Here is a 16,336-nt window from a genome sequence, read left to right as displayed (position 1 = left end):
TTCCGGAGCCTGCACCCATGATCCCGCTCAAACGCCTCTACCAACTCGCCGCCGCCGTGGTACTGGGCGCCAGCCTCGCTGGCACGGCCAGCGCCGAAACCCTGCGCATCGGCTACCAGAAATCCTCGACCCTGCTGACCCTGCTCAAGGCCCAGGGCACACTGGAGAAAGACCTGAAGGCCCAGGGCATCGACGTTACCTGGCACGAGTTCGCCAGCGGCCTGCCGCTGCTGGAGGCGCTGAACCTGGGCAACGTCGATGTTTCGGCGGACGTGGCCGACACCGTGCCGGTGTTCGCCCAGGCGGCGGGTGCCAAGCTGGTTTACTTCGCCCGCGAAACCCCGTCGCCCCTGGCCCAGGCCATCCTGGTGCCGGCGGATTCGCCGCTGAAAAGCCTGGCCGACCTCAAGGGCAAGAAGATCGCCGTGACCAAGGCGGCCGGCAGCCACTACCTGCTGATCCAGGCCCTGGCCAAGGCCGGATTGAACTTCAATGACATCCAGCCGGCCTACCTGATTCCGGCCGATGGCCGCGCCGCCTTCGAGAACCGCAAGGTGGATGCGTGGGTGACCTGGGATCCTTTCGTCGCCAGCGCCCAGCGCCAGCAGCATGCGCGGGTGTTGAGCGATGGCCAGGGGCTGTCGAACTACCAGCGCTATTACCTGGCGTCCAGCGATTACGCCAAGTCTCACCCGCAGGTGCTGAACACCCTGTTCACCGCCTTGAGCGGCGCCGGCAAGTGGATCAAGGCCCATCCGACCGACGCGGCCAAGCTGCTCGGACCGCTCTGGGGCAACCTCGATGTAGCGACGGTCGAGCAAGCCAACGGCCGACGCAGTTATGATGTGCAACCGGTGCAGGCCGACAACCTCGCCGAACAGCAGCAGATCGCCGATGTGTTCTTCGCCCAGGGCCTGCTGCCGCGCAAGATCGACGCCAGCGCCGTGGAGCTGTTCAAGCCCGTCGCGCGTTGAGGTCGTAACCGGATACAGGCCGCTGGAGCCGTTCGGGGCGCCAGCGGCTTCGCCGTTTCTAAAAAGGAGTGCTTCATGGAAAAGCGTCAACTCGGCAACAGTGGCATCCAGGTCAGCGCCATCGCCCTCGGCACCATGACCTGGGGCGAGCAGAACAGCGAGGCCGAGGCCTTCGAGCAGATCCAGGTGGCCCGCGAGGCCGGGGTCAACTTCATCGATACCGCCGAAATGTACCCGGTGCCGCCTATCGCGAAGACCTATGGCGAAACCGAGCGGATCATCGGCAACTTCTTCGCCCGCTTCGGCGGCCGCGAGCACTGGGTCCTGGCGAGCAAGGTGGCCGGCCCGCATCGGATCGAGCATATTCGCAACGGCGATGCCCGCCTGAACCGGGCCAATATCACCGCGGCCCTGGAAGACAGCCTCAAGCGCCTGAAGACCGACTATCTCGACCTCTACCAACTGCACTGGCCGGATCGGCAGACCAACTTCTTCGGCCAGCTCGGCTATGTGCACGATGCCGCCGACGAGCCCACCGCCATCGAGGAGACCCTCGACGTGCTGGACGACCTGGTCAAGGCCGGAAAGATCCGCCATATCGGCCTGTCCAATGAAACCCCGTGGGGCGTGCATCGCTTCCTGCACCTGGCCGAGACCCGCGGCTGGCCGCGCGCGGTATCGATCCAGAACCCCTACAGCCTGCTGAACCGCAGCTACGAGGTGGGCCTGGCGGAAATGTCGATTCGCGAGAAGGTGGGGCTGCTGGCGTACTCGCCGCTGGCCTTCGGCGTGCTCTCGGGCAAGTACCTGAACGGCGCACAACCACCGAAGGGGCGCCTGACCCTGTTCGATCGTTTCCAGCGCTACAACAACCCGCAGGTGGAAAAGGCCACCCAGGGTTACGTGGCGCTGGCCCGGGCCCATGGCGTGGATCCGGCGCAACTGGCGCTGGCCTATGTCACCAGCCGGCCGTTCGTGACCAGCAACATCATCGGCGCCACCACCCTGGAGCAGTTGCACAGCAACCTGGCCAGCGTCGAGGTGAAGCTGACCGAGGAGCTGCTGCAAGGGATCGAGGCGATCCACGTGCAGCAACCGAATCCGGCGCCTTGATGTTTGCTTGCGGTGGCTGCTGAGGCCCCGTCGTCGGCAATCGGATCGCCGCTTGGCTGGCTTGTGTCCTTGGTCTTTATTCAGGACTAAAGATACAAGCCGGCGTTGTACTCAAGCCGGCACCGCCGCACCCTGCGGCAACAACCATTCCGCCATCCGCTGGCTGCGCTCCAGCCTCTGCTGCTGGGTGTCATCCCCATGCAGCAGCGACAGGCTGATCTGGTACGCATAGATCAGGTACGCCCGATCCTGCGCCTCATCCGCCGGCGCCCCGGCCTGGATCAGCAAGCCCTCGATGTAGTTCAGGCGGTGACTGTCCACCTCGTCGATCGCCTGGCGCGCCTGCTTGTCGCGCCGCGCCCAGGCGCGGATGCCCAGTTCGATCGCCGCCGCGTCCTTGGCCGTCTGCCCGTAGGACGGCAGCTCCAGCAAGCGCTGCAACCGCTTCAAAGGCGACACATGGGCATTTCGCAGATTGAGGATCACGTCCTCGGTCGCTCGCACCCGCCAGGTGCCGAGGATGCCTTCGAGCAGTTCGCCGCGGCTCTTGAAGTGGTAGTAGAAGCTGCCGCGGGTGATCTTCAGTTCCTTGGCCAGGGTATCGACCCGGACCGCATCGACGCCGCTGCTGACCAGTACGTGCTGCGCGGCATGAATCCAGTCTTCGCGGGTGAGATTGGTGCGTGATGACATCGTGTAGGGCCTTGTTGATCGAGCTGGACAGGCGCAGGAGGGGCAAGCGTGGAGCGAATTCCCCCGGTTGATGAAGTACATGGCTTTAGGCGAGTCTTCGGGATTTTGCACGTTTCCACGTAGTGTGAGTTGACACACGTCAAAAGCCTCCTTTGCAGGAAAATGCAGGGCTGTATGTCAAGAGGAGATCCCCTGCCATAGGGCTCCGCCCTGGGGGTCCAGACCGCGGCCCCGTAGCGATCAGTGCCTGAAGAACGATGCAGGGCAGTTTGCCATCATCTGGCCGCTTCCGTAGAATGCTTACCCCATAAATCAGGCCTGCGACCTGACCAGAAAAAGCCTTTGTGTGCACCACGCCCTCCATTGCCGGCGCCAGCGCGCCGTGCCTGTGGGCTCCAAGGCTTTATTCGAGGAACGGTCAATGCGGGTCAGAAATCTCTCCATCGGTGCCAGGGCCGGGTTCGCTTTCGCAATCCTGGCGCTGCTTGTCTTGCTGCTGGGTGCGGTCGCCATTTTCGAAGCGGAGAAAATGGATTCCTCGACCAAGAAGATCACCGGCTACTGGCAGCCCGGCAGCCATGCCCTGGCCGAAGTCGGCCTGGCCCTGGGCCGCACGCGGGCCTTGACCCTGCGCTCGATCCTGCAGCGCGACCCACAGGAGCGCCAGCGCACCCTCGAGCTGATCAGCGAGCGCCAGGCAGAGATCAGCGGCAACCTCGAGTCCTACCAGCAAAGCATCGACAGCCCCCGCAACCGCGAGTTGTTCGAGGCATTCAAGACTTCCTACGACCAGTACTCCGGGCTGCAGCGCCAGCTCCTCGAGGCCGTGCGCGGCGACCGCACCGAAGAGGCTATCGACGTGCTCAACGGCCCTATCGTAGCCCACGCCGACGCCATGATGAACGATCTGGGCGAGCTGATCCGCTACAACTACGACGGCCTGCTGGAGTCGGGGCGGATCAGTGGCGAGGCCTATGACCGTGCCATCGTGATCATGGCCGCGACCCTGGTGGTGATCCTCCTGGCGATGATCGCTATCGCTGCGGTGCTGACCCGCAGCATTGTCCTGCCGCTGCATGAGGCCGTGGTGGTGGCCGACCGCGTCTCCCACGGCGACCTGACCCAGGAAATCAACGTCTATGGCAAGGACGAACCGGCCCTGTTGCTGGAGTCGATGCGCACCATGCAGGAACGGCTGCGTACCACCTTGCGTCAGATCGCCGAGTCCTCCGATCGCCTCGCCTCGGCGTCGGAAGAGCTGCATGCAGTAACCGACGACACCAGTCGCGGCCTGCTGCAACAGAGTGCCGAGATCGAGCAGGCGGCCACGGCGGTCAATGAAATGACCGCTGCCGTCGAGGAAGTCGCGAGCAACGCGGTGACCACCTCCGACGCCTCGCGTCGCGCCGACGACACCACCCAGCACGGCCGGGCGCAGGTCGACCAGGCGCTGGCCTCGATCCAGAGCCTGGTCAGCGACGTTGGCGACACTGCCCAGGAAGTCGAGGACCTGGCCAACCACGTCAACGATATCAGCCGGGTGCTCGATGTGATCGGCTCCATTGCCGACCAGACCAACCTGCTCGCCCTCAATGCTGCCATCGAAGCGGCCAGGGCCGGGGAGGCCGGGCGTGGTTTCGCCGTGGTGGCCGACGAAGTGCGCGCCCTGGCGCACCGCACCCAGCAGTCCACCGAAGAGATCGAGCAAATGATCGGCGGTGTACAGGCCGGCACCCACCGGGCGGTCAGCACCATGCACAGCAGCCAGAGCCAGGCCAGCCAGACCCTGGTGGTGGCGCAGGCAGCGGACGAGGCGCTGAAGGTCATCGCCGAAGCCATCGCCGCGATCAACGAGCGCAACCTGGTGATCGCCAGTGCCTCGGAAGAACAGGCGTCGGTGGCGCGCGAGGTGGATCGCAACCTGGTGAATATCCGCGACCTGTCGATGCAGACCTCGGCCGGGGCCAACCAGACCAATGCGGCGAGCCAGGAGCTGTCGCGCCTGGCGGTGGAACTGAATGTGATGATTTCCAAATTCAAGGTGTGACATTTCGCTGAAGCGACTCGGAACCTGTGGCAACTGGCAAGCCAGTTTCCACAGGTTCCGAGCCAGCCGCAGATTTTATGTTCGACACTGACCTTGTGGGAGCTGGCTTGCCAGCGATTGGCCCGCCCAGACAGCATCGTTGCCTATGCCGGCCTCATCGCCGGCTCCCACAAGGTCCGGTGAAAAAGTTCCCATCGCGCGACGTGCGGCATTTCCCTTTGGATCTGGCGAAGACCCCTATCCCAGAGCCTCCGCCGAGCGCAAAACATCCTTTCGATATATATCCAAAAGCCTGTTGTCGGCGCTTCGGCTCGCCACTAGCCTCAACCTGCTATCGCTCATATATCCGTCACCCAAGGCGCATCCGGGAGGGACCCTCGCGCTTATTACAAGAGGTGCACCATGCCGTTAAGTGCCGATGTGTTGCATGTCCTGGCACGAGAAGTCTCTCCCAATCTGCGCTTCGGCATGCTGCACGGCCTGGTCGTGCAGTTGGGGTTCGATTTCTTCGGATTCACCTGCTGGACCAGCTTCGACCCGCGCCCGATGTTCTGGAACACGTGGCCGGCGGGGTGGATCCAGAAGTACAAGGCGAGGAAGTTTCTGGAGGTCGATCCCCGGATAGAGCATTGCCGACGCTCCATCCTGCCGATCAGCTGGAGCGAGGATCTGTTCCGTTCCGCCCCGGGGCTGTGGGATGAAGCGCAGGCTTTCGGGCTGTGCCATGGCTGGTCACAGGGTTCGCATTCGGAAGGGGTGTTCAGCGTTCTCGACGTCGCCCGGGAAAAAGGGCCGATTTCCGACCAGGAATGGTATGAGAAGGCCGGCCAGGTCCTGCTGTTGTGCAACCTGATCCATATGCAGCAGGTTGACGAGCTCAAGCGCAGGATCGAGGCGCTCAACCTCAGCACCCGCGAGATCGAAGTGTTGCGCTGGTCGGCCATCGGCAAGACGGCGGAGGAAGTGGCCGGGATCCTTAACCTGTCGGAATCGACGGTCAACTTCCATGCGCGCAACAGCATCGTCAAGCTGGGGGTGCAGAACAAGGTGGCCGCCATTGCCAGGGCGGCGCAACTTGGCCTGTTCATCACCCGGGAAGACCGGCGGGTGGCCAATGAGCCGACACCGTTCCAGCGGCGCTCCAGTGACTGGGCGCTGGCCAGCAGCGCTTGAGCAACGCGTTGAAATTGCACCGTTATGACGATCGGGACGGCGAAACCGCTCGCATTTGGGGCAATTCGCGCTCGTCCGGGTGAGCGTTTCAACGGGTTGCGATCAGCGGAGATGGCACAAAGCCAGTTTTACCAGTGAATTCGTTAGCTAGCTTTGCTCTTGGCCTGGTAGTTGCCTCACAAAATCCATTGGAATGTCGCCATTGGAGAGGTGTATGTCGCTATCAAGCAACTCCATGCTGTTATCCGCCGAAGAACGTCGTTGGTTACCCTGGTTCGGCAAGACCGGCAAGCTCGCCATGGGCTGGGCCTGTCGGGTCAACCGTGGGGCTTATCCGGTGATTGAGCAGACCTTCGAAGCCATCGCCGAAACCCGGGTCAAGCTGCTCAATGGCTGGGCCCTGGAGCAGTGGGAACACCTTGCCGAGCTGGCTCAAGGGCTGGGCGAGCCCGGAGCCATCGACGCCCAGGCCCTGCAGGACAAACTGCAACAGGCCGAGGACTTTTCCGAACTTTTTGTCGTCGACAGCACGGGCAATCTGCTGGCCTCGACCTGGAACGGCGCGCAATCCCGTTCCCTGAACCCGGCAGCGCTGGCCGAAGGGTTGAAGGCACCGTTTCTCCACGGCCCCTACAGCGATCCACTGACCCTGGCCATCGGCCCGTCCTCGTCGCGTTTCCACGACGAGGTGACGCTGATGTTCTACCAGCCCCTGAAAGTCGACGGGAAAACCCTCGGCTGCCTGTGCGGCAGGGTGCCCAACGACGTGCTCGGTGATCTCATCCAGCGCGAGGCCGGGCATATCTTCGCCGAGTCCGGGGACAACTACCTGTTCATGGTCCAGTCGCGCTTCGACCGCAACCTGCAGCCGGGTGTGGCGTTGTCGCGTTCGCGCTTCGAGGACGGCACCTTCAGCCATGGCGAGAACCTCAAGAGCGGCGTGCACACGCCCTGGAAGACCGTGCGGGTGCAGCGCCACACCGAACTCGAACTGCGCTTTACCGACCCCGCCACCGAGCAGCTTCATCCTGGGGTCCGGGAAACCATCCGCAATGGCTCGAACCTGTTCGTCACCTACCCGGGCTACTCCGACTACCGGCACATTCCAGTGGTGGGCAAGGGCGTGACCTTCCAGTTGCCGGGCTCGCCGGACCGCTGGGGCATGATGTGCGAGGCCGACCTGGAAGAGGTCTACCGCCGCCGTTCCCTCAGCTACGGCCTGATGAAACCCTACTTGGCCACCATGCTCGGCCTGTTCGCCTGCAACTATGGTGTGCAGCACTATAGCGGGCTGTCCCAGCATCTGATCGACCTCTGCGAGGCCGCCAGCCTGATGATCGCCGCGCTGGTGTTCAGCACCCTGGGGCCCAAGCGCCTGGCCGCCCGCCTGACGGAAATGACCGGGGTCATCCGCACCATCGCCGAAGGCGAGGGCAACCTGCGCCAGCGACTCGACCCCACGCGCATGGCCAACGACGAAACCGGCGACATGGGCCGCTGGATCAACAGCTTCATCGACCACCTCGACTCGGTGGTCGGCCAGGTGGTCAAGGCCAGCCACAGCGTCGGCACCACCAACCAGATGATGATCGGCCGCAGCCGCAAGGCCAGCAGCACGTCCATGGAGGTGGCCGACGCGGTGCATCGCATGATGGTGATCGTCGAGGAGCAACTGGGTGAAATCCAGCAGGCCTCCGCCGGTGCCGAGCAGATGAAGCAGGCCATGGACGAAGTGGTCGAGCGTGCCCGCGAGCAGTTCCTCACCGTGCGCCAGGGCACCCAGTCGATCCGCGACGTGGTCGAGCGCTCGGCGGCCAGCGTGCAACTGCTCGACAGTCGCATGGCCGAGATCGGCAAGATCAGCGGGCTGATCAGCGACATCACCAACCAGACCAACCTGCTGGCGCTCAACGCTGCCATCGAAGCGGCCAGGGCAGGGGAGCACGGACGCGGATTCGCCGTGGTCGCGGATGAAGTCCGCAGCCTGGCGGCACGTACCTCCAGCGCAGCCGAAGAGATCCGCCTCACGGTCGAAAGCCTGCAAGGCGAAACGCGCAAGGCGGTCGGTTTCATGGAGGATGGCGTGCACAACGTCGACCAAAGCCTCGGCCTCGCCGAACAGGCCTCGTCGGAAAACGTGCAACTGCACCAGGCGGTGGAAAACATGTTCCAGATCATCCAGCAGCTCAACCAACGCAGCCTCGACTATGGGCGGACCATCAAGGAAGTGGACCAGTCCTCCCTGGAGATGCACCAGACCGTCAACGTCCTGCATGCCAGTGCCGAAACGGTGCGCCTCAATGCCAACAAGCTGCAGAAGCTGGTGGGCCTGTTCGAAGTCTCCAGGAGCGGTGGCCAGCGCGAAGCGGCTTGACCGCCGGCGCGGAGCAGGGCGCCGAGCCGACGCGAAGCGCCCCTGTCCCCGGCCAGAAAGTTTTTTTAAATCAGGGGGTTGCCAGCATCCGGGAATGTGGACATAATGGCGTCCATCGAAAGCGACGAGAAATAAAAAATCTCAGCGTTTTCAACGAGTTAGTGAGATCGATAGATTTCCGAAGCTCATGAGGCCGAGTAGCAAAGTGGTTATGCTCCGGATTGCAAATCCGTCTACGCCGGTTCGATTCCGACCTCGGCCTCCACTATTCGAAGCCCCGCAGATTAACGTCTGCGGGGCTTTTTAGTTTGCGCGAAATGATACCGGAGTTCCGAAACTTTGAGGGTAGAGTTCCGAAACTCTGTCATTTCGACGGCTTCGCGATGGACGGAAAAGGGGACGACGGAAAAGGGGACAGATTTATTTTCCAGGCCGGACGTCTGAGCCGAGTGAAAAATAAATCCGTCCCTTTTTTCTTCACTCGAGCTACTGGATAACCCTCACCCCTCCGGCGCCACAACACCGCAAACAAACTCATCCGTTCCTAGCCGATGAGACCCGAACTCCACGACATAACCCGCACCCCGCCGCTGCGCCTCCGCCCTTGCGGTCCCCTGGTCGGCATACACATCGACGAAATGCCACGGATGCCGATCCCGCAACACGCCCCAACCAAGTACCCAACCGGGATTGTCAGGGTCCGCCGGAAGGTTTTTCGCCAGACTGCGAATAGTCATGCTGCGCTCCTTGACCAGGACAGACCCTGACACTAGCACCACGATGCCGAAAGCGCAGGCTCAGACGTGACTCAGCGAAAGGTCACTGATGACGCAAATCGACCCATCGTCAGCCGGCGTGGCATCCGTGTAGTCGATCTGGTTGTAAACGCCGCCATGAAATTCGAACAGGCGCACATTCCAGCTGCTGTCGAGCCGCAGATCCCCCGATGAACCAGAAGCCGTTCCCGCGACCACGCTGACATTGACCACGCCCTGGGCCGTCACGTGGATACTGACCTTGAACCTGGTTCCCAGCGGCACCCCCTTGAGGATCGTCGAGTTGACCGGATCCGCCTGGTCATAGGATTGCCGGAACCCCAGGGTGATATTGCCCTTGTTCCAGAACACCTTCACCGGCGGGCCGTCATCGCCCCGTACGTGCATCTGCGCAATCACCACCTTTTGCGCGGAATTGACCTTGGTCAGGGTCATTTCCTGCCTGTTCCAGTGATCCCGGGCGCTGGCCAGGGTCCAGTTGGTCGATTCGGTCCATTCGCAACGGGTCCTGCGCGTACTTTTGCTGGACGCACCCTTGGTCGGCGCGGAGAACTGGATCGAGCCGTCGCCGAGTACCTTGACCACGCTGGGGAACTGGGCGATCGCCGTCGCGCCGTTGACTTCCAGCGCGACGGGGTTGGTCGAGGAGACGGGCAGCGGTGTGGTGATTGTCAGATTGCTGATATTTACGGTCATGGGAACTCCTGACGATAAATTTCATTGGCCTGGCAGATTGCCTTCCAATCCTGAGGGAGACTTGCGCTTCCTTCCCTTCATTCGGCGGGTGGGTGCAGGGATGGTTCAGCCGGATGTATCGACGGCCCGGCAAGCGCGGCGCAGAGGCATTCTGTAGAATCGCCCGCTTGCACCAGACGACACCGAGGAGCTGCCGTGAGAGGCCTGGAAAAATTCGTATCGCTGCGCTTTGTCGCGCTGCTGGCATTCATCGCCCTTGGCGCCGCGCTGCATAACGCCGGGAAGGTCGGTTTCTGGGGGATGCTGGCGATCATGATGGTGCCCAATGTGTTTTTCGCACTGCTGCGGTCACGCAGGCCGGACGAAGGACGGCAATGATGCCCTGGTGCATAAAAAAGCCCCGCAAGGCCAAAAGCCTGCGGGGCAAAAAGGCTGGTGCGAACCAACCAAAGGAGCCTTGCCAAATCAGATCAGCGCGATGCAACCGCCTCGCTCTGCCAGCCACCACCCAAGGCCTTGTAGATCGCGACGATGCCGCGATACAGCTCGACCTCGCCCAGGGCCTGGGCATCTTCCGCCGCCAGGCGCTCGCGTTCGGCGTCCAGCAGTACCAGGTAATCCACCGTGCCTTCGCGATAGCGGATCGACGCCAGGTCGGCCGCCTTGCGGCTGGCTTCGCTCTGCTTCAATAACGAGACGAGGCGTTGCTGACGCTTGCCATAGTCGCTGAAGGCGTTTTCCGATTCCTCCAGGGCCAGCAATACCTGCTGCTCGTAGGTCGCCAGGGCGCCCTCGGCTTCGGCATTGGCGCCGCGCAAGCGGGCGCGCACGCTGCCCAGGTCGAAGGCCGGCCAGGTGATGCTCGGGCCCAGAGCCCAGGCCGAGGCTGCCGACGAACCCAGTTGCGAACCGCGCGCGGCGGTGAAGCCAAGGAAGCCGCTGAGACTCACACGCGGGAACAGATCAGCAGTAGCCACGCCCACATTGGCCGTGGCCGCCGCCAGTTGCCGCTCGGCCCGACGAATATCCGGACGGCGTTGCAGCAGTTCGCCCGGGTCGCCGATCGGCAGCGCCTTGGCGATGGCCGGCAACTGCTTGGGCGACAGGTCGACACTCAGGGCATCCGGTCGCTGGCCGAGCAGGGTGGCGATGCGGTTGCGTGCGCGCACCTGTTCTGCTTGCAGTTGCGGCACGCTGGCCTCTACTGCCGCCAGGCGCGCATCGGCGCGCACCACATCCAGCTCGTTGCCGACCCCGGCTTCGCGCAGGGTTTCGGTGATACCGCGCGAATCCTGCTGGGTCTTCAGGTTGGCCAGGGCGATCTTCTCGCGTTCCTGGGCGCCGCGCAGTTGCCCGTAGGCATCCACCAGTTCGGCGATCAGGCTCACCTGCAACTGCTGCAGGTCGGCCTGGGCCGCCGCTTCCTGGGCTTCGCTGGCTTCCAGGCGGCGCTGGATGCGACCGAACAGGTCCAGTTCCCAGGCCATGTCCAGGCCCAGGTCATAACGTTCGCTGTTGACCCGATCGGTGGTCTGGCCAGGGATCTGGCCTTTGCCGAGGTCGCTGCTGGCGCGGCTGGTCACGGTCGGCAAGGCGTCGTTGTCTACGTCCTCGCGGATCGCACGGGCCGCCTTGAGGCGGGCGAACGCCACCCGCAGGTCACGGTTGCCGTTGAGCGACTGGCTTACCAACTGGTCCAGCACCGGGTCTTCGAACTGGTGCCACCAGGCGCTCTCGAAGCGGCTGCGGTCCAGGCCGGCCTGGCCGTCGCTGGCGGCCAGGTGGGCGGCAGCGGTGTCCGGTGCCTTGTAGTCCGGGCCCACGGCGCACGCGCTCAGGGCCAGCACCAACAGGCTCGGCAGCCACAGTTTGCTATTCATCTCTACACGGCTCATGCGTGGCTCCCTTGCGCGGTCAGGCGGGCCGCTTGGCGTGCCTGCTTGCGCTCGACATAACGGCGGATCAGAACGAAGAACACCGGGGTCAGCAGCAAGCCGAAGATGGTCACCCCGATCATCCCGGAGAACACCGCCACGCCCATGGCATGACGCATTTCCGCACCGGCGCCGGAGGAGAACACCAGCGGCACCACACCCATGATGAAGGCGAACGAGGTCATCAGGATCGGCCGCAGGCGCAGGCGGCAGGCTTCCAGTACCGCGGCCAGCGGATCGAGCCCTTCGGCCTGCTTGTCCTTGGCGAACTCGACGATCAGGATCGCGTTCTTGCACGCCAGCCCCACCAGGACGATCAAGCCGATCTGGGTGAAGATGTTGTTGTCGCTACCGGACAGGATCACCCCGGTAATCGCCGAGAGCAGGGTCATCGGTACGATCAGGATCACCGCCAGCGGCAGGCTCCAGCTTTCGTACTGGGCGGCCAGCACCAGGAAGGCCAGCAGCACGCAGAGCGGGAAGACGAACAGCGCGGTGTTACCGGCAAGGATCTGCTGGTAGGTCAGCTCGGTCCATTCGAAGGTCATGCCGTTGGGCAATTCTTCCTTGAGCAGTTTTTCCATGGCTTTTTCCGCCTGGCCGGAGCTGTAGCCCGGCGCCGCGGCGCCGTTGATCTCGGCGGTGATGAAGCCGTTGTAGTGCATGACCCGGTCGGGGCCGGAGGTGTCGCTGACCTTGATGAAGGTCGCCAGCGGGATCATCTCGCCCTGGTTGTTGCGCACCTTCAACTGGCCGATCTGCTCGGCGTCGAGGCGGAACTGCTGCTCGGCCTGGACGTTGACCTGGTAGGTGCGGCCGAAACGGTTGAAGTCGTTGGCGTACAGCGAGCCCAGGTAGATCTGCAGGGTGTCGAAGATATCGTTGATGGCCACGCCGTGGGTCTTGGCTTTCTCGCGGTCGATGGCGGCATCGACCTGGGGCACGTTCACCTGGTAGCTGGTGAACAGGCCGGCCAGTTCCGGCACGTTGTGGCTCTTGGCGATGATGTTCTGGGTTTCCTTGTACAGCGCTTCATAGCCCAGGTTGCCACGGTCCTCGATCTGCAGGCGGAAACCGCCGATGGTGCCCAGCCCCTGTACCGGCGGTGGCGGGAAGATCGCGATATAGGCGTCCTGGATGTCGGCGAACTGCGCGTTCAGCGCGGCGGCGATGGCACCGGCCGACTGGCTCGGGTCCTTGCGCTCGTCGAAGGGCTTGAGCGGAGTGAACACGATGCCGCTGTTCGGGCTGTTGGTGAAACCGTTGATCGACAGGCCCGGGAAGGCCACCGAGTCGGCCACGCCAGGTTGTTTCAGGGCGATTTCGCTCATCTTCTTGATTACCGCTTCGGTGCGGTCGAGGCTCGCCGCGTCCGGCAACTGGGCGAAGGCCACCAGGTACTGCTTGTCCTGGGCCGGAACGAAACCGGTCGGGGTGGACGAGAAGCCCAGGTAGGTCAGGCCCATCAGCCCGGCATAGACGAACAGCGCCACGCCACTGCGGCGGATGACCCGGCCGACGGTGCCCACGTAGCTATGGCTGGCACGCTCGAAGAAGCGGTTGAACGGACGGAACAGCCAGCCGCCGAGCAAGCGCTCCAGCAGCCGCGAGAAACGGTCCTTCGGCTCGTGGTGCCCTTTCAGCAGCACGGCGGCCAGGGCCGGCGACAGGGTCAGCGAGTTGAAGGCCGAGATTACCGTGGAGATGGCGATGGTCAGGGCGAACTGCTTGTAGAACTGCCCGGTAAGGCCGGAGATGAACGCCGCCGGGACGAACACGGCGCACAGCACCAGGGCGGTGGCGATGATCGGGCCGGTCACTTCGCCCATGGCCTTCTTGGTTGCTTCCAGGGGCGGCAGGCCGAGTTCGATGTTGCGCTCGACGTTCTCCACCACGACGATGGCGTCGTCCACCACGATACCGATGGCCAGTACCAGGCCGAACAGCGACAGGGCGTTGAGCGAGAAACCGAACAGGTGCATCACCGCGAAGGTACCGATCAGCGATACCGGAACCGCCACCAGCGGGATGATCGAGGCGCGCCAGGTCTGCAGGAACAGGATCACCACCAGGACCACGAGGATCAGCGCTTCGAACAGCGTATGCACCACGGCCTCGATCGAGCCGCGAACGAACACGGTCGGGTCGTAGACGATGCTGTAGTCCATGCCTTCGGGGAAGCTCTGCTTGAGCTCGGCCATCTTCGCCCGCACTTCGTCGGAGATCTCGATGGCATTGGAGCCCGGGCGCTGGAAGATCGGGATGGCCACCGCCGGCTGGTTGTTCAGCAGCGAACGCAGGGCGTACTGGCTGGAGCCCAGCTCGACCCGGGCGATGTCTTTGAGGCGAGTGATCTCGCCGTCGGCGCCGGAGCGAATGATGATGTTCTCGAACTCGTCCTCGCTGACCAGGCGGCCCTGGGTGTTGACCGAAAGCTGGAAGCTGGTGGCGTTCGGCGCGGGTGGCGCACCGAGCTGGCCGGCGGCGACCTGGCGGTTCTGCTCGCGGATGGCGCTGACCACATCGGCGGCGGTCAGGTTGCGCGAAGCGACCTTGTTCGGGTCGAGCCAGACCCGCAGGGAATAGTCGCCCATGCCGAACAACTGCACGTCGCCGACGCCGCCCAGGCGGGCCAGCTCGTCCTTGATATTGAGGATCGCGTAGTTCGACAGGTAGAGCATGTCGTAACGGTTATCCGGCGAGGTCAGGTGCACGACCATGGTCAGGTCGGGCGAGGCCTTGTCCACGGTGATGCCGATGCGCGTCACCTCTTCCGGCAGCTTCGGCTGGGTTCGCGTCACGCGGTTCTGTACCTGAACCTGGGCGTTGTCCAGGTCGGTACCCAGGGCGAAGGTGATGGTCAGGGTCAGCTTGCCGTCGGCAGTGGACTGCGAGGACATGTACAGCATGTTCTCGACACCGGTGATGGCCTGCTCCAGCGGCGCGGCGACGGTTTCACCGATCACCTTGGGGTTGGCGCCGGGGAAGTTGGCGCGGACCACGACGGTGGGCGGTACCACTTCCGGGTATTCGCTGATCGGCAACTGGAACAGCGAAATCGCGCCGGCGATCAGGATCAGCAGGGAAAGCACCGCGGCGAAGATCGGCCGGGTGATGAAGAAACGGGAGAAATTCATGGGTGTGGTCCCTTAACCGCGTGGAGTCGCGGCGCTGGCGAGCTTCGCCGTGGCCTTGCCGTTGTCGGCAGGCTGACGGTTGGCGGCTTCCAGGGCCTGGCGCTGTTGGGCGAGGGCGGCGAGGGTGGCTTCGCTCGCCATCGGCGTTTCTTCAGGGGTGACCGGCGAGCCCGGGCGTACCCGTTGCAGGCCCTTGACCACGATGCGGTCGTCCTTGGACAGGCCACTGCGCACGATGCGCAGGCCCTCGAGTTTCGGCCCCAGCTCGACGGCGCGGTAATCGGCCTTGTTGTCCTTGTCCATGACCAGCACGAACTTCTTGCCCAGGTCGGTGCCCACGGCTTCATCGTTGATCAGCACGGCCGAGTAGGTGGCGCTGCCCACCAGTTTCAGGCGCGCATACAGGCCCGGGGTGAACTGGCCGTCGCGGTTGTCGAAGACTGCACGACCGCGGATGGTGCCGGTCCTGGGGTTGACCTGGTTATCGACGAAGTTCATCTGGCCCAGGTGCGGGTTGCCGGCTTCGTTGGACAGGCCCAGGTACACCGGGGTGGTCTGGCCGCGCTGGCCTTCGCGTGCCAGCTGGGTGTACTTGAGGTACACGCGCTCGTCGGCATCGAAATAGGCGTAGACGCGGTCGGTGGAGACCACGCTGGTCAGCGGGGTGACGTCGGCGGTGACGATGTTGCCGGCGGTGAATTGTGCGCGGCTGACCCGGCCGCTGATCGGCGCGGTAACCCGGGTGAAACTCAGGTTCAGCTTGGCCAGGTCCAGTTGCGCCTGGATAGCCGCCACACCGGCGCGTGCTTCGGCAGCGGCGCTGGTGCGCGATTCGGCCAGTTCGGCGGAAATCGCATTGCTGTTGCGCAGGCGTTCACCGCGCTGGGCTTCGTTTTCCGAGCGGATGGCGGTGGCGCGGGCTTGTTGCAACTGGGCTTCGAGGCGGCGGACCTCGGCCTGGAACGGGCGTGGGTCGATCTGGAACAGCAGGTCGCCTTTCTGCACCTGGGCGCCCTCGGTGAACGCCACCTGGTCGATCTGGCCGGAGACGCGCGGACGCACCTCGACGGTTTCCGGGGCCTCGAGACGGCCAGTGAACTCGTCCCATTCGTTGATCGGTTGCTCGATCACCTTGGCTACGCTGACCTTGGGCGCCCCTGGAGCCTGCACCGCTTCCGGGGTGCGACCGCAGGCACTCATCACCAGGAGGGCCAACGCAGCAAGGGGATAGCGCAAGGGTTTGAGTGACTGCTCCATGGAAAACTCCGCCAATGTATTGATAGTGGGCGGATTCTGCGTTTTGCCGCGGGTGGGGACGAATCGAATGAAGCGAAGGTGACTATCACGGCGAATGATGGAAGTCTGGGATTATCGCCTGGCGTTGATAGTTGGATGCTGGCAACCAGGTGCAAGCGACTG

At 63.6% G+C, this 16,336-nt stretch carries 12 protein-coding genes, 1 tRNA gene and 1 pseudogene; 8 read left to right on the top strand and 6 right to left on the bottom strand.

What is annotated here, in order from left to right; translation table 11 throughout:
* Positions 1-17: 17 nt before the first annotated feature.
* On the top strand, positions 18-974 hold the full coding sequence (locus tag ACPFMA_RS17005) for an aliphatic sulfonate ABC transporter substrate-binding protein (RefSeq protein ID WP_420059215.1): 957 nt from the start codon (positions 18-20) through the stop codon (positions 972-974).
* A gap of 75 nt (positions 975-1,049) precedes the next feature.
* Positions 1,050-2,087, top strand: a complete 1,038-nt coding sequence (locus ACPFMA_RS17000; protein WP_425928278.1) for an NADP(H)-dependent aldo-keto reductase — start codon at positions 1,050-1,052, stop codon at positions 2,085-2,087.
* A gap of 111 nt (positions 2,088-2,198) precedes the next feature.
* On the opposite strand, the gene ACPFMA_RS16995 is transcribed toward ACPFMA_RS17000, so the two are convergent.
* A complete protein-coding gene (locus ACPFMA_RS16995) occupies positions 2,199-2,780 on the bottom strand; it encodes a TetR/AcrR family transcriptional regulator (protein ID WP_425928277.1) in 582 nt (193 codons plus the stop codon).
* Between the two features lie 421 nt (positions 2,781-3,201).
* On the opposite strand from ACPFMA_RS16995, the pseudogene ACPFMA_RS16990 reads away from it, so the two are divergent.
* The 5 genes and pseudogenes from ACPFMA_RS16990 to ACPFMA_RS16970 all read left to right on the top strand — a co-directional run.
* Positions 3,202-3,972: pseudogene (locus ACPFMA_RS16990) on the top strand (MCP four helix bundle domain-containing protein); the annotation flags it as partial.
* Complete coding sequence (locus ACPFMA_RS16985; protein ID WP_425930602.1) at positions 3,955-4,827, top strand: methyl-accepting chemotaxis protein; 873 nt, start codon at positions 3,955-3,957, stop codon at positions 4,825-4,827. The pseudogene ACPFMA_RS16990 and the gene ACPFMA_RS16985, both read left to right, overlap by 18 nt.
* A 402-nt stretch (positions 4,828-5,229) precedes the next feature.
* Positions 5,230-6,000 (top strand): autoinducer binding domain-containing protein, encoded by a 771-nt coding sequence (locus tag ACPFMA_RS16980; protein WP_425928276.1) that lies wholly within the window; start codon positions 5,230-5,232, stop codon positions 5,998-6,000.
* A gap of 193 nt (positions 6,001-6,193) precedes the next feature.
* Positions 6,194-8,374, top strand: coding sequence for a methyl-accepting chemotaxis protein (locus ACPFMA_RS16975; RefSeq protein WP_425928275.1), 2,181 nt, complete (start codon positions 6,194-6,196; stop codon positions 8,372-8,374).
* A gap of 191 nt (positions 8,375-8,565) precedes the next feature.
* Positions 8,566-8,639 (top strand) — tRNA-Cys (locus ACPFMA_RS16970).
* A gap of 235 nt (positions 8,640-8,874) precedes the next feature.
* Here ACPFMA_RS16970 and ACPFMA_RS16965 read toward each other — a convergent pair.
* Together ACPFMA_RS16965 and ACPFMA_RS16960 are read right to left on the bottom strand one after the other, a co-directional pair.
* Complete coding sequence (locus ACPFMA_RS16965; RefSeq protein ID WP_009407315.1) at positions 8,875-9,111, bottom strand: hypothetical protein; 237 nt, start codon at positions 9,109-9,111, stop codon at positions 8,875-8,877.
* 60 nt (positions 9,112-9,171) lie between these two features.
* Positions 9,172-9,846 (bottom strand): polysaccharide lyase family 7 protein, encoded by a 675-nt coding sequence (locus ACPFMA_RS16960; protein WP_064304059.1) that lies wholly within the window; start codon positions 9,844-9,846, stop codon positions 9,172-9,174.
* A gap of 195 nt (positions 9,847-10,041) precedes the next feature.
* On the opposite strand from ACPFMA_RS16960, the gene ACPFMA_RS16955 reads away from it, so the two are divergent.
* Positions 10,042-10,224: a hypothetical protein gene (locus tag ACPFMA_RS16955; RefSeq protein WP_420059219.1), complete on the top strand. Its 183-nt coding sequence runs from the start codon at positions 10,042-10,044 to the stop codon at positions 10,222-10,224.
* 92 nt (positions 10,225-10,316) lie between these two features.
* Here ACPFMA_RS16955 and ACPFMA_RS16950 read toward each other — a convergent pair whose 3' ends face one another.
* Genes ACPFMA_RS16950 through mexE form a run of 3 tightly spaced genes read right to left on the bottom strand, consistent with a single transcriptional unit; the run spans position 10,317 to position 16,174 of the window.
* Positions 10,317-11,726, bottom strand: coding sequence for an efflux transporter outer membrane subunit (locus tag ACPFMA_RS16950; RefSeq protein ID WP_064304061.1), 1,410 nt, complete (start codon positions 11,724-11,726; stop codon positions 10,317-10,319).
* Between the two features lie 11 nt (positions 11,727-11,737).
* Positions 11,738-14,917: an efflux RND transporter permease subunit gene (locus ACPFMA_RS16945; RefSeq protein ID WP_420059220.1), complete on the bottom strand. Its 3,180-nt coding sequence runs from the start codon at positions 14,915-14,917 to the stop codon at positions 11,738-11,740.
* 12 nt (positions 14,918-14,929) lie between these two features.
* Entirely contained in the window at positions 14,930-16,174 is a 1,245-nt protein-coding gene (gene mexE / locus ACPFMA_RS16940; RefSeq protein ID WP_064304063.1) for a multidrug efflux RND transporter periplasmic adaptor subunit MexE, read from the bottom strand.
* Positions 16,175-16,336 lie beyond the last annotated feature (162 nt).

This window comes from Pseudomonas sp. NyZ201 (assembly GCF_049860765.1).
GTDB lineage: Bacteria > Pseudomonadota > Gammaproteobacteria > Pseudomonadales > Pseudomonadaceae > Aquipseudomonas > Aquipseudomonas bharatica.
The sequence above is the reverse complement of the archived record's forward strand: the minus strand, read 5'-3'. Positions and strand labels throughout refer to the sequence as shown.

Coding starts and splice junctions, on each gene's coding strand:
- ACPFMA_RS17005 (WP_420059215.1), top strand. CDS start 18: ATGATCCCGCTCAAACGCCTCTACCAACTCGCCGCCGCCGTGGTACTG.
- ACPFMA_RS17000 (WP_425928278.1), top strand. CDS start 1,050: ATGGAAAAGCGTCAACTCGGCAACAGTGGCATCCAGGTCAGCGCCATC.
- ACPFMA_RS16995 (WP_425928277.1), bottom strand. CDS start 2,780: ATGTCATCACGCACCAATCTCACCCGCGAAGACTGGATTCATGCCGCG.
- ACPFMA_RS16985 (WP_425930602.1), top strand. CDS start 3,955: ATGCGCACCATGCAGGAACGGCTGCGTACCACCTTGCGTCAGATCGCC.
- ACPFMA_RS16980 (WP_425928276.1), top strand. CDS start 5,230: ATGCCGTTAAGTGCCGATGTGTTGCATGTCCTGGCACGAGAAGTCTCT.
- ACPFMA_RS16975 (WP_425928275.1), top strand. CDS start 6,194: ATGTCGCCATTGGAGAGGTGTATGTCGCTATCAAGCAACTCCATGCTG.
- ACPFMA_RS16965 (WP_009407315.1), bottom strand. CDS start 9,111: ATGACTATTCGCAGTCTGGCGAAAAACCTTCCGGCGGACCCTGACAAT.
- ACPFMA_RS16960 (WP_064304059.1), bottom strand. CDS start 9,846: ATGACCGTAAATATCAGCAATCTGACAATCACCACACCGCTGCCCGTC.
- ACPFMA_RS16950 (WP_064304061.1), bottom strand. CDS start 11,726: ATGAATAGCAAACTGTGGCTGCCGAGCCTGTTGGTGCTGGCCCTGAGC.
- ACPFMA_RS16945 (WP_420059220.1), bottom strand. CDS start 14,917: ATGAATTTCTCCCGTTTCTTCATCACCCGGCCGATCTTCGCCGCGGTG.
- mexE (WP_064304063.1), bottom strand. CDS start 16,174: ATGGAGCAGTCACTCAAACCCTTGCGCTATCCCCTTGCTGCGTTGGCC.